Below are 13326 nucleotides of genomic sequence, written 5' to 3' on the forward strand. Positions count from 1 at the left end.
CACATGTCTCACGAATCACAACGAACGACGACGACTGAACGCGGCCGGATTCAGGTGACCGGGTTCGACACCTCCGTGTTCGAGGACCGCGACGAGCGGTTCGAGTGGCAGCAGGCGGAGAGCACAGTCTCCCGGGAGCGCTGGACGCGCGCGTGGGAACGGTTCAAACGCAACCGTACCGCACTGGTGGGGCTTGCGATCATCGCCGTGATGCTGTTCACGACGGTCTTCGCCCGCCCCATCGCGTTCGAGGGGGTCACGATCCAGCCGTTCTCGCTGGCGCCGTTCGATCCCACCGCCTCCAACTTCGGCGCGCTCAATCAGCCGCCGTCGATCGCCCACCCGTTCGGCACTGACTGGTCCGGGAAGGACATCTTCTCGCGGGTCATGTACGGCGGCCGCTACAGCCTAACGATCGGCGTGATCACGGTCGGCATCGCGCTCTCGGTCGGCGTCCCGCTGGGCGCCATCGCGGGCTACTACGGCGGCTGGGTCGACGAGGTCATCATGCGTCTGGTCGACATCCTCTATGCGTTCCCGTTCCTCGTGCTCGCCATCGCGCTGATCTCGGTGCTGGGCCAGGGGTTCTGGAACATGATCACGGCGCTGGTACTCGTGGTCTGGATCGCCTACGCCCGCCTGTTGCGGGGTGAGGTGCTCTCGGTCAAGGAGAACGAGTACGTCACCGCAGCCAAGGCACTGGGCGCGCGCGACCGCTCGATCATCTTCAGGCACGTGGTCCCCAACGCGATGGCGCCGGTCATCGTGCAGGCGACCCTCGGTATCGGGACCGTCGTGCTCAACGCGGCGGCGCTTGGCTTCCTCGGCCTGGGGCTCGAACCGGGCTCCCCCGAGTGGGGCAGCATGCTCGCCCGCGGTCGGAGTAGCCTGATCCAGGGACAGTGGTGGATCACGGTGTTCCCGGGGCTCGCCATCTTCCTGTTCGTGCTCTCGATCAACCTCGTGGGCGACGGCGTGCGTGACGCCGTGGACCCACAGGGTGACAGTGGCGGCAACGCGGGGGTGCGGTGATGAGCGTCACTGACGAACCCCTACTTTCCGTCGACGGCCTGCAGACCAGCTTCTACACCGAGGAGGGCGAGGTCAAGGCGGTCAACGACGTCTCCTACCAGATCGACCGTGGGGAGCGGTTCGCGGTCGTCGGCGAGTCCGGCGCGGGCAAATCCGTCACCAGCCTCTCGCTGATGCGGCTGATCGACGACCCCGGCCGGGTCAAGGGCGGGGACGTGACGTTCCGCTCTACCAGCGCGGTCGCGACGCTCGCCCGGAAGTTCCCGGAGGGCGTCGCCACGGAGAACAGCCCGGGCTATATCCACGTGACCGAACTCCGTTCGGAGTCCGGCGCGGTCGGGAGCGACCCCGGCGCGACGGTCCGGGACAACCCCACGGATGTCGCGACGAGTCTCCACGACGGCAGCCTCCACATCGAGGCGGGCCACGTCGACGTGCTCGACGCCTCCGAGGACGCGATGCGGGAGCTTCGGGGCAACGAGATCGCGATGATCTTCCAGGACCCCCACACCGCGCTCAACCCCGTCTACACCGTGGGCGAACAGATCGCCGAGGCGATCCGGAAACACCTCGAGATGGACGACGGGGCCGCCAAGGAGCGCGCCATCGAGATGCTCGAACGGGTCGGCATCCCGGACGCCGAGGAGCGCTACTCGGACTACCCCCACGAGTTCTCCGGCGGGATGCAGCAGCGGGCGGTGATCGCCATCGCGCTCTCCTGTGACCCGGCGCTGATCGTGGCCGACGAGCCGACCACCGCGCTCGACGTGACCATCGAGGCCCAGATCCTGGACCTGCTGAAGGAGCTCTCCAACGAGGAGGACGTGGCGGTTCAGCTGATCACCCACGACCTCGGCGTCGTCGCGGAGCTGTGTGACAGCGTGATGGTGATGTACGCGGGCAAACCCGTCGAACGCAGTTCGGTCGAGGAGCTCTACTACGAACCCAAACACCCCTACACGGTGGGGCTGATGAGTTCGATCCCGCGGATCGGCGACGACCGAGAGCGGCTCGACACCGTCCCCGGGACGATGCCAGACCTGGTGCAGCTCCCGTCGGGCTGTAGCTTCCACCCGCGCTGTCCGTACGCCGAGGACGCCTGCCTCGAACACGAGCCGCCGCTGGTCGACGTCGAGACCGGCGAACCGGTCGAGGATCCGGACCCCGCGGTCCACTCTGCGGCCTGTCTCGAGTACACCGGGGAGCTTCAGGACGGCGTCGACTTCGACGTGCAGATCCGTGAGGACGCCGCGACCGACGGAGGTGAGTCGGTATGAGCGTCGATAACGACGCCGGCGCCGACGACGAGCCACTCGTCAAGATCGAGGGGCTGAAGAAACACTACAGCACGGACGAGGGGCTGCTCGACCGCATCATCGGCGATCCGCAGTCGGTGAAAGCCGTCGACGGCGTCGACCTCGAGATCGCCGAGGGTGAGACTCTCGGGCTCGTGGGCGAATCCGGCTGTGGGAAGTCCTCGCTGGGGCGCACGATGCTCGGCCTCGAGGAGCCGACCGACGGCTCGGTCTACTACGACGGCGTCGACCTGACGGAGCTCTCCTCGAGCGAACTGCGGGACTACCGCAAGGACCTGCAGTTCGTGTTCCAGAACCCGTTCGCGTCGCTGAACCCCCGTCTGACGGTGAGCGACATCGTCGGCGAGGCGCTCGACGTACATGGTCTCGCCGAGGGGGGAGAGCGCGAGGAGCGCGTCGAGGAACTGCTGGAGACCGTCGGCCTGCAGTCGAGCCACGCCTCACGCTACCCCCACGAGTTCTCCGGGGGCCAGCGCCAGCGGATCGGCATCGCCCGCGCGCTCGCGGTCGACCCCGAGTTCATCGTCTGCGACGAGCCGGTGTCCGCACTCGACGTGAGTGTCCAGGCCCAGATCCTGAACCTCCTCGAGGACTTACAGGAGGAGTTCGGGCTATCCTACCTGTTCATCGCCCACGACCTGAGCGTGGTCGAACACATCGCCGACCGCATCGCCGTGATGTATCTCGGCGAGATCGTGGAGGTCGGGACGACCGAGGAGATCTTCTCCCCGCCGTACCACCCCTACACCCGCGCGCTGCTGTCGGCGATTCCCGAACCCGACCCGCTCTGGGAGGGCGACCGGATCATCCTCGAGGGCACCGTGCCCTCGCCGATCAATCCGCCGTCGGGCTGTAAGTTCCACACCCGCTGTCCGATTGCACACGATGAGTGTGCCGAATGGAACGACCACCCCGATCTGGAGGCCGTGGGCGGCCAACACAGCATCGCCTGCCCGTTCCACGAGGAGATCGAGGACGAAGTCGACGCGGCAGCTGATTAACGGCGCGGCGATCGAAGTCGACGCGGCAGCGGACTGACGCCGCGCCGACACCGCCGCGGGCCGATACCGGCCCGCGACCCTTTTCCCCGTCGACCGCGACTGAACAGCCATGCGACGGGTGTACGACTCGGAGGCGCTCCGGCGTGACGACGACGACCCGTTCTCGCCGGTCGAGGACGACGAGAGCGCCAGCCGAAACCACGTCAACTGGACCAACCTCAGCCACGCGCTCGTCCCGCAGGCGATCCGCTCGCGGGCCATCGCGGTCGACGTGGAGACGGACAAGGACCGCTACGAACCGGGCGAGGAGATCCACTTCGGCGTGACGTTCGCCAACCGGTTTCCGCTCCCGATCACCATCGTCACCGAGACGCCGAAATCCTGGGAGTGGTCCATCGACGGCAACCCCAAGGGCTCCGAGGTGCCCGCAGACCACCCCGAGGACCGAAGCACGTTCCACTTCTCGCGGAGCGAGCGCAAGCGGTTCCGCCGGAGTTGGTCCGGGCGCGTGCGCGTCGACGAGAAGGAGTGGCGCTCGGCCGAGCGCGGCGAACACACGCTCGGCGTCGGTATCGACGCGGTCAACGGCGCCGAGAAACTGCGGGCCGAGACGACGTTCCAGATCGAGTAGTCAGTTCACGAACGCTGCCGGCAGCGAATCCACTTCCCCGACCTGCACGCCCCAGAGAGCCGCGTAGAGTCCGTCTTCTTCGAGTAGCGTTTCGTGACTCCCTCTCTCGGCGACCCCGCCCTCGTCGAGGACGACGATCCGGTCCGCGTCCTTCACTGTCGAGAGCCGATGCGCGACAACGAACGTCGTTCGGTCCTCGCTCAGCCGGTCGAGGCTCCGCTGGATCCGGGCCTCCGTCTCGGCGTCGACGTGGCTTGTCGCCTCGTCGAGGACGAGGATTCGGGGGTCGGCGAGTACCGCCCGGGCGATCGAGAGTCGCTGGCGCTGTCCACCAGACAGTTTGACGCCGCGTTCACCGACATCGGTGTCGTAGCCGTCAGGGAGGTCGGTGACGAAGCCGTGGGCGTTCGCCCGCTCGGCTGCATCGGCGATCACCGCCTCGCTCGCGTTGGGGCGCGCGTAGGCGACGTTCTCCCGGACCGTGCCATCGAACAGGTACGGCTCCTGCCCGACGTAGCCGATCGACTCGCGCAGCGACGCTCGGTCGAGATCGCGCAGGTCGTGGCCGTCGATTCGGACGGCGCCGTCGTCCGGATCGTAGAAGCGCAGCAGGAGCTTCAGCAGCGTCGACTTCCCCGCGCCGGTCGCGCCGACGACGCCGACGGTTGAGCCCGCGGGAACGTCGAGAGAGACGCCATCGAGGACTGGCGCGTCGGCACCGGGATAGCCGAACGTCACATCCTCGTAGGCGACGTGGCCCGACACGTCGTCGAGCGTCGTTGCGCCCGAGTCGTCGGCGACGGTGTCGGCTTCCTCGAACAGCGCGAGGATTCGCTGGCCCGCGGCGCGCATCTCCTGATAGCCGTCAACGACGCCCGGGAGCTGCTGGAACGGCCACGCGAACCGGTCCACGTAGATCAGAAACGTCACTAGCGTCCCCGCGGTCAGCGTGCCGGGAAGCTCCGTCGGGGCGCCGAACAGCACCCAGGACCCCCCGACCGCGAACACGGCGACGTAGCCGAGGTTAGTGAGGGAACCCGTCAGCTGCCCGTAGGCAGCCTTCGCGCGGTCGATGCGCCACGAGACGGTGCGGTAGCGGGCGGATTCGGCGGCGATGGTGTCGGCCTCCCGGGCCTCGCCGCCGTAGGCTTTCACCACGTCGATGCCACCCAGCGCCGCCTCGATCCGGCTGCCGATGTCGCCGACGCTCGCCCGAAGGTCGTCGTAACGGGGCGCGATCCGCCGGCTGTACGCGTAGTTCACGGCGCCGACGACAACCGGCGCCACAAACGCGAACAGCGTCAGCCCGGGGTGGATCGCGAGCATGTACGCCGCCGTCACGAGAACGATGAAGGCGGCGTTGATCGCCCGGGTGAGCGTCGCCCCGAAGAACCGCTCAACCGTGTTCACGTCGTTGTTGAGCACCGAGAGCAGTTCGCCGGTTCGAGCGTTGTCGAAGAAGCCGTACCGCAGCCGCTGGGTGATCCGGTAGGCGTCGACCCGAACGTCGTGCTGGACGCGGTAGGTCGCGACGCTGCGAACCCACGCGCCGAGCAGGTAGGCGAGCGCGCCGCCGAGGAACGCGCCGACCATCGCGAACACGGAGAAGCGCAGTTCCGCGGCGTCACCGGTCGGGAGATAGCGCGGGGGCACGAACGGGAGCCGGTAGGGGGCGTCCTCCGCGAGCGTGGCGTCCACCGTGGCGCCGAGCACCGCCGGTGGGAGATACCACAGTACCCGGGCGAGAAGCAGGAGGAGCACCGACGCCCCGAGGTGTGGCAGGTACGGCCGGTAGTACGTTTCGAGCAGTCGCCGGACCGGGCGCTCCACCCCGTTGGCGAGGTCGGCGAACTGTGCTGGCTGTGAGTCGTCGGTCGTGGTTGTGTCGGATTGAGTGTCGTCGGCCATTCGGGAACTGCCTGCGGCGCGGTCGCTAGTGGTACGGGAGCGTGGAGAACCGACCGGACCGAAGGCTGGCGGTCGCCTCGGCGTGCAGGCTGGGCCACGGCGACGCTGGACAGCGAGCGAACGACGGGGCCGGTCCGTCTCAGAACCGGCCGCAGCGGATCGACTTCACGTTGTGGCGAGCGTCGACCGGAGGGAACTTGAGTGTACCGTCCTGCCGCTTGCCACCCTTTTAAGCTGCTCCCGCGACCCGGTTCCCGTATGCGAGACAGTCCCCCAGAGACGGAACGACGGCCCGTCACCGAGGAACTCCACGGCGAGGAGATCGTCGACCCCTACCGCTGGCTCGAAGAGGACAGCGAGGAGGTCGACGGGTGGGTCGAGGCCCAGAACGAGTACGCCGACCACGTGCTGGACACCGACACCCGCGACGCCCTGCGCCCGCGCTTCGAGGACGTGGCCCGGGTCACCGACTTCGGCGCCGTGACCGCCGCGGGCGGGCGCTACTTCCAGACCATCGAGGAACCCGACGAGGATCACGGCGTGCTGTACGTCCGCCGCTCGTTCGACGAGGAGGCGACGGCGCTGGTCGACCCCAACCGCTTCGACGGCGAGGCGGCGTCGATGAACTGGTTCACCGTCTCGCCCGACGGCGACCGCGTGGCCTACGGCTACGACGAGGGCGGGAAGGAGCAGCACGACGTGCGCGTCGTCGATGCGGACACGGGGCGCTGGCTGGACGTGGTGCCCGACGCCGGCCGCGTGAACCCCGGGAGCTTCGCGTGGACCGACGACGGCTTCTACTCGGTCCGTACCGGTTCCCCCGGCGGCGGCGAGCAGCTACAGAAGGCCCTGTACAGCCACACCCACGGCGATCAGCCGGCGGACGACGAACTCATCACCGACGCGTTCAGTGAGCACGCCTGGCCCGAACTGGAGTACGACCAGGAGACCGACACGCTGCTGGCGGCGGTCCACGAGGGGACGACCCACACCGACCTCTACCGCGTCGACCCCGAGGCCGAGGAGTCGCTCGTTCCCCTCCTCACCGACTACGACGCCACGTTCGGCCCGCACATCGCGTCCGACGCCGGCGAGGTCCACTTCCTCACCAACTACGAGGCGGACTTCTCGCGGGTGCTCACCGCCGACATCGAGACACTCGCTGGGGGCGAGGATCTGGATCCCGAGGAGTTCACGGAATCGATACCCGAGACCGACGCAGTGCTGCAGGACGTGACCGTCGCCGGCGACGCGCTGGTCGCGAACCACCTTCGGGACGCCTCCTCGGAGCTCTCGGTCTGGGAGGACGGCGAGAAGGTCGAGAGCCTGCCGAGCCCCGAGTTCTGTACCATCGATGGCGTAGACATCGACGACGGCGGCGAGGAGCTGTTCTACGTCGTCCACGACTTCGAGGCGCCGGATCGCGTGATGTGCTATCGGCTCGGCGATGATGGCAGCGGTGCGGAGACGGTCGGCCAAGCCGACATCGAACTCGGCGTCGACGTCAGTGTCTCGCAGGAGTTCTTCGAGTCCGCCGACGGCACGGGGGTGCCAGCGTTCGTCGTCCACCGGAAGGGACTGGAGCCCGACGGCTCGGCGCCGACAGTGCTGTACGGCTACGGCGGCTTCCGTATTCCCCAGACCCCGAGCTTCTGGCGGTTCGCGGGGCCGTTCCTCGACGCCGGTGGCATCTTCGTCGTCGCCAATCTGCGCGGGGGCACGGAGTACGGCGAGCCGTGGCACGAGGCCGGGATGCGCGAGAACAAACAGAACGTCTTCGACGACTTCCACGCCGTGGGCGAGGGACTGATCGAGGCGGGCTACACTGACTCGGACCACTTGGGCGCCTACGGCGGGTCGAACGGCGGCCTGCTCACGGGCGCGGCACTCATCCAGCGCCCGGATCTCTGGGCGGGGGTCCTGTGTACGGTGCCGCTGCTCGACATGCTGCGGTTCCACCGCTTCCTGCTCGGGGAGTCCTGGACCGTCGAGTACGGCTCGCCGGAGGACGCCGACGCCTTCGAGTACATCCGCGAGTACTCGCCGTACCACAACGTCGAGGAGCGCGCGTATCCGGCGACGATGTTCAAGACCGCCGCGGGGGACACCCGGGTCCACCCGAGCCACGCGCGGAAGATGACCGCGCTCGTGCAGGACCACCAGACCGGCGACGAACCGATCACCCTGCGGACCGAGACCGACACGGGCCACGGGGTGGGCAAGTCGACCGAGATGATCGTCGAGGAGCAGGTCGATCAGTGGACGTGGCTCTGTGACCGACTGGGCGCAGAAGTCGGGGAGTAAGACTACGGACTGTCGGTCTGGACCGTCGAGAGGTACGCCGTGAGGTCGGAGGTGGTGATGATGCCGATGACGCCCTCCTCCTTGTCGACGACGGGCATGTGGTGGATGCCGGCCTCGACCATCCGGTCGGCCACCGCCCGGATCGAGTCGCCGGCGCTTGCGGTCAGCACGTCGGTGGTCATATACTCCGAGACGGGCGTCTGATCCTTGGGCTCCTGGCCGGCCACGATGGCGACGAAGTCCGTCCGGGTGAGGATCCCGGCGAGTTCGCCGTCGCCGTCAACGACGACGACAGAGCCGATCACGTTGTCCAACATCAGGTCCGCAGCGTCCTCGACTAGCGTGTCAGGGCGTACCGTCTTGAGGCCGGTGCTCATCAGGCGAGCGACGAAGAGATCGTCGATATCGTCCATGTCATTACACAGCACGAGACGGGCCATAACCCTTCCCCCTCACCAGGTCTCGAATCGCCACTGGCGTCGAGGGGGCACGCTTTTTCCGCTCCCGGGTCAGGGGGGCGTATGGACGACGACGCGGAATCGGAGATCGCTGAGTCGGTCACCATCTCGGCGCTGATCGCGGTAGTCGCGACGGCGCTGATCTACGTCGAACTCTGGGGCGGGTCGGTCCCCGCGCTCCCGGGGGCGTCGACGCTCGCGCTGACGGTCGCCATCGGCGTCGCCGCCGGGGGTACGTTCTACTACACCGGGACCCACGAGACGCGCCTCGAGGACGTGCCGCCGCTAGCGGTGTTTCTCGTGCTCGCGGTGGTCGTCTACGTCCTCTTCCCCGAGGGGCTCCCGGTCGCCGCCGAACTGGCGATCATCGTCGGCGTCTGGACCGACACCGCGCTGCGCGCGGCGGCGAAGTACGTTTTCTGAGTCTCTGAGCCGGTCGGTGACGGCCGGGAGAACGAGAATCGGTGTCGCCGACGACGCTGACTGCTCAGGACTCGTCGACCAGCGGGAACTGTGCCAGCCGCACGGCCGCCATGTCGGTCAGGCCTTTCCCGGTGTAGGAGTCGGTGTGGCGCTCGTAGTGGCCGATCATCATCCCCGTGTGGTCGGCGACGGGGATCAGGCGGACCTCGGTACCGTCCGGCCCAACGTCGAACACGAGGTAGGACTGCGGGAACGAGCAGGTGGTCGGGGACATGATCTCCCGGACGCCGCGCTCCGATGTCGCCGAGGGGAGGTGAAGGTGACCCGTGACGACCAGCGGGGCGTCGTGCTTCTCGAGCACGTCGAGGAACGCCTCGGGCTCCCGGAGCGTCGGCGGGATCGCCATCTCGGGCTCGTTGTTGTCGCGGTGCTGGACCAACTGTTCGGACATCGTCGGGAGGTTGTGGTGGACCGCGATCAGGGGGTTATCGAGTTCGGGTAGCGTCTCGTCGAGCCACTCCAGTTGGTCCTCGGGCACGAGACCGTCGTGGGAGTCGGTCAGCCAGTCGTCGCCGCCCGAACTGTTGAGGCCGACCACGTCGACGCCGCCGACGCGTTCGTGGAAGGGGAGTTCGCCGTCGGGAGTGTAGCGCTCCTCGAACGCCGAAAGCGGGAGGTTCTCGTGATCGTAGCCCTCCTTGAACACGTCGTGGTTACCGGGGACCGACCGGAACGGCGTCTCGAGATCGGCGAGGATCTCGTCGGCGGCGTCGTAGTTCCAGCGCTCGCCGTCCTTGGTGATGTCGCCGACACAGAGCGTGTAGTCGATGTCGCGGTCGTTGATGTCCGATACAGCGCTCGCGAGGTGGGCTTCGGTGTGCTCAAACAGCTTTGACGTGCCTTCCTCACGGGTGGAGACGTGGGGGTCAGCGATTACGGCGATACGAGTTCGCTCGTCACTGCGCGGGCGCTCCAGTCGCGCCATCACGTTTCCGGGTGCGCTGCCGCTGTGGTCGACGGGTCCGTCAGCCATACCCTGATTGGGCCAACGCGGCACATAAACCTGTGGAGCTTCGCCCGTTGGATCGACCGTTATATATGCATATATAGGGGCATCGAGAGCCATGTTCAGTTCGTAATATGCAGCGATGACCACTGTAGAGGGCAAACTATTTCCATTGCCGGAAATCCTGTTGAGGTGATGCCCGAGGAGAAAACTCGGCGATCGTTCTTGGCGGCGGCAGGCACCGGCGTGGCGGCGGCTCTCGCCGGCTGTGGTGGCAACGCACCGGATCAGACAGCAACGGCAACCCCGACAGACGAACCTGAAGGCGGCTCCGACGACACGGAGACCGAGGAGAGCGGAACACCGATGGCGGGCGGCACCCTGCAGATGATGGCGCAGGGTTCGATCCAGACGCTCGACCCCATCAACGCGAAGGGGTCGGGCGCCGGCTACAACCAGTACAACCAACAGCTGCTCCAGTTCCCGGACGGGGAGTACCCGCCGGAGGCCGGACTGGCCAAGGACTACGAACTGTCCGAGGACGGCCTGACCTACACGTTCACGCTCCGCGAGGACGCGACGTTCCACAACGGCGACGATGTCACCGCGGAGGACGTCGTCTACTCCTTCCACCGGCTTGCGGAGTCCGACAACTCCCGCAACCGCGACGACATCGTCGGCGACACGATGACGGTCGTCCACGAGAAGGACGCGACCGTCGCGGAGCCGACGGACGAGACGACGCTCGCGGACTACGTCTCCGGCTCACTCGCCGTCGAGGCGACCGGCGACTACACCGTCGAGATGACCCTCGAGAGCGCGTTCTCGTGGACGCTGTTCCAGATCGCTGGCGGCGCGTTCGCGGTCCTGCCGGCCGGATCGGTCGGCGACATCGAGGGGTACGACGGCGAGTACTCCTACAACGAGTTCTTCAGCACGTCCGGCGACGGCCCCCACTTCGCGGGTGCCGGCCCGTTCCAGGTCGACTCCTGGAGCAAGGGTGACGCGATCACCCTGTCGAAGTTCGAGGACTACTACGGGACGGTCCCCCAGATCGACGAGATCGTCTACACGGTCGTTCCGGGGAGCAACGCGCGGCTAAGCCGGTTCGAGAACGGCAACGCCGACATCCTCGAGGGGATGCCGGCGGCGTCGTTCACCCCGGACAACGTCACCATCGAGGAGGAGCAGGGGAACCGATCGATCGGGACCTACGACCTCGGCGGCACGACGGTCAACTACGGCGAGATCCCGTCGCTGTCGACGGAGTATCTCGTCTTCAACACGCTGGAGGTACCGATCCCGGTGCGGAAGGCGTTCGCCTACGCGCTGAACCAGCACGACGTAGCTGAGAACGTCTACAAGGGCACCGCCCAGCCGGCGTACCACATCACGCCGCCGGCGGCCTACCCGACGTTCGAGGATGGCGTCGACGCCAACGACACGTACACCCAGCACGCCGAGTCGGGCTATCAGTCGAACCTCGACGTGGCCGCCGACGGCTACATGTACGGCCACGCCGAGACCGACCTCGAGGCCGCAAAGCAGGTGATGGAGGACGCCGGCTACAGCGAGAGCGATCCCTTCGAGATCACGGCGACGACCATCTCGGGCGACAGCGGCTACCAGCAGGTGTTCACCCGCCTGCAGTCGAAGCTCCGACAGGCCCACATCGAGATGGAGATCACCGAGGCCGAGTTCGGCACCATCATCAGCCAGGCGATCAGCGGCAGCATGGAAGTGTTCGCGCTGGGTGACGGGATGGAGTACCCCGGTCCGGAGAACTTCCTGCGCTTCCTCTGGGGCTCGGAGCCCTCGGGCCAGTTCACCCGCTGGGGCGCCGAGGGGAGCTCCCACGACGAGGAGCTCCGCTCGACGGCGATGGACGCCTGGGAGTCGAACTACGCGGCCGAGGACGCCACCCAGGAGTCCAGGGCCGAGGCGTTCCAGACCATCGAGGAAGTCAACTGGGCGGCAGTGCAGGAGCTCCCGATCGTCCACACCACGAGCCAGCGCTTCTGGCATACTCACGTCGATGTCGAGATGTACGGCGTGATGGAGAACCAGTCGTTCACTGATCTGACGCTGAGCCGGTAGACCGCTAACCGGCCGTCTTTTCACTACCCCCTTCTTACCCGCACCCGAACGCACACGAATGCATCAAGTACGCGGCCTCGACCTCCGAAACGAACGTACTGAACAGTCGACAGACGGAGGGCGGACGTGAGTCGAGCCAAGTATCTCGGGAAGCGCCTGTTGATGGCGATCCCGGTCGTCTGGTTGGGGGCGACGATGACGTGGTTCATCATCTTCATGGGTCCGATCGACCCCGCGGCTCGCCTACTCAGCGAGGGACAGGTCCGCAACCCCGCGGCGTATCAGGCCGCACAGACCCAACTCGGTCTGAACCAGCCACCGCTCCAGCACTACTTCGACTGGCTCTCGAGCCTGCTCGTGTTCGACCTGGGTCAGACGTGGCTGCTCTATCAGGGGTCGAACGTCAACGCACTCATTATGGATTTCCTCCCGCGAACCCTCTGGCTTGGGTTCTGGTCGGTGCTGATCGCCATCTTCGTCGGCGTCCCGCTGGGGTTCTACGCGGGGATGCGGTCGAACACGGTCGCCGACTACGTCGCCTCGATGGGCGGGATCGTCTGGCGGGCGATGCCGAACTTCTGGCTCGGGATCATGCTGCTCGCGCTGCTGGGTAGCTCCGAGGCCATCTTCGGCTTCGCCTGGGAGACGGTCGGCCCGGACCTGCTGACCGGCATCTCCGGCAACCCCGACCTCACCCAACTCGGCACCGTCGACGGCTTCCTCCGGGCGACCAAGAAGGTGCTCCCCGCCGCCATCGTGCTCGGGTCGGCGTCGATGGGCAACGAGATGCGTATCGGCCGGACGGCCGTACTCGAAGTGAAGAACCAGGACTACGTCGAACTCGCGAAGGTGAAGGGCGTCTCGAAGCGCTCGCTGGTCTACAAACACATCCTCCGCAACGCGCTGGTGCCGCTGGTCCCCATCATCACCAGCGAGGCGTTCCTGCTCATCGGCGGCAGCGTGCTCGTCGAGACGGTGTTCGGCATCAACGGGATCGGCTACCTGTTCTACCAGGCGGCCATCCAGGGGGACCTCCCGCTCGTCGGGACGCTGATGTACGTGTTCATCCTCATGATTGTCGGCATCAACCTGATACAGGACGTGCTCTACACGCTGATCGACCCGCGAGTCGGACTGGAGGGTGACTGAG

10 protein-coding genes and 1 pseudogene are annotated in these 13326 nt (G+C 66.9%); 8 read left to right on the top strand and 3 right to left on the bottom strand.

Annotated elements, in window-relative coordinates; genetic code table 11:
- Nucleotides 1–3: 3 nt before the first annotated feature.
- From J2753_RS05235 to J2753_RS05250, 4 genes and pseudogenes are all read left to right on the top strand, one after another.
- Complete coding sequence (locus J2753_RS05235; protein WP_209490877.1) at nt 4–1032, top strand: ABC transporter permease; 1029 nt, start codon at nt 4–6, stop codon at nt 1030–1032.
- Nucleotides 1032–2309, top strand: a complete 1278-nt coding sequence (locus J2753_RS05240) for an ABC transporter ATP-binding protein (RefSeq protein WP_209490878.1) — start codon at nt 1032–1034, stop codon at nt 2307–2309. Before J2753_RS05235 ends, J2753_RS05240 begins: the two co-directional genes overlap by 1 nt.
- Nucleotides 2306–3283: pseudogene (locus tag J2753_RS05245) on the top strand (ABC transporter ATP-binding protein); the annotation flags it as partial. The gene J2753_RS05240 and the pseudogene J2753_RS05245, both read left to right, overlap by 4 nt.
- 175 nt (nt 3284–3458) lie before the next feature.
- A complete protein-coding gene (locus tag J2753_RS05250) occupies nt 3459–3980 on the top strand; it encodes a hypothetical protein (protein WP_209490880.1) in 522 nt (173 codons plus the stop codon).
- Here J2753_RS05250 and J2753_RS05255 read toward each other — a convergent pair whose 3' ends face one another.
- Nucleotides 3981–5888, bottom strand: a complete 1908-nt coding sequence (locus J2753_RS05255) for an ABC transporter ATP-binding protein (RefSeq protein WP_209490881.1) — start codon at nt 5886–5888, stop codon at nt 3981–3983.
- 258 nt (nt 5889–6146) lie between these two features.
- On the opposite strand from J2753_RS05255, the gene J2753_RS05260 reads away from it, so the two are divergent.
- Nucleotides 6147–8192, top strand: coding sequence for a prolyl oligopeptidase family serine peptidase (locus tag J2753_RS05260; protein WP_209490882.1), 2046 nt, complete (start codon nt 6147–6149; stop codon nt 8190–8192).
- A gap of 2 nt (nt 8193–8194) precedes the next feature.
- On the opposite strand, the gene J2753_RS05265 is transcribed toward J2753_RS05260, so the two are convergent.
- Nucleotides 8195–8596, bottom strand: coding sequence for a CBS domain-containing protein (locus J2753_RS05265; protein WP_209491199.1), 402 nt, complete (start codon nt 8594–8596; stop codon nt 8195–8197).
- 117 nt (nt 8597–8713) lie between these two features.
- Here J2753_RS05265 and J2753_RS05270 point away from each other — a divergent pair, with 117 nt between their 5' ends.
- The gene (locus J2753_RS05270; protein ID WP_209490883.1) at nt 8714–9073 is read left to right on the top strand and encodes a hypothetical protein; all 360 of its coding nucleotides are present in this window, start codon (nt 8714–8716) and stop codon (nt 9071–9073) included.
- 64 nt (nt 9074–9137) lie between these two features.
- On the opposite strand, the gene J2753_RS05275 is transcribed toward J2753_RS05270, so the two are convergent.
- On the bottom strand, nt 9138–10106 hold the full coding sequence (locus J2753_RS05275) for a metallophosphoesterase family protein (protein WP_209490884.1): 969 nt from the start codon (nt 10104–10106) through the stop codon (nt 9138–9140).
- 168 nt (nt 10107–10274) lie between these two features.
- On the opposite strand from J2753_RS05275, the gene J2753_RS05280 reads away from it, so the two are divergent.
- Both J2753_RS05280 and J2753_RS05285 read left to right on the top strand, forming a co-directional pair.
- Nucleotides 10275–12176, top strand: a complete 1902-nt coding sequence (locus tag J2753_RS05280; protein ID WP_209490885.1) for an ABC transporter substrate-binding protein — start codon at nt 10275–10277, stop codon at nt 12174–12176.
- Nucleotides 12177–12302: 126 nt separating this feature from the next.
- On the top strand, nt 12303–13325 hold the full coding sequence (locus J2753_RS05285) for an ABC transporter permease (RefSeq protein WP_209490886.1): 1023 nt from the start codon (nt 12303–12305) through the stop codon (nt 13323–13325).
- The last annotated feature ends 1 nt before the right edge of the window (nt 13326 follow it).

Origin of the sequence: Halolamina salifodinae (assembly GCF_017874235.1) — an archaeon.
GTDB lineage: Archaea > Halobacteriota > Halobacteria > Halobacteriales > Haloferacaceae > Halolamina > Halolamina salifodinae.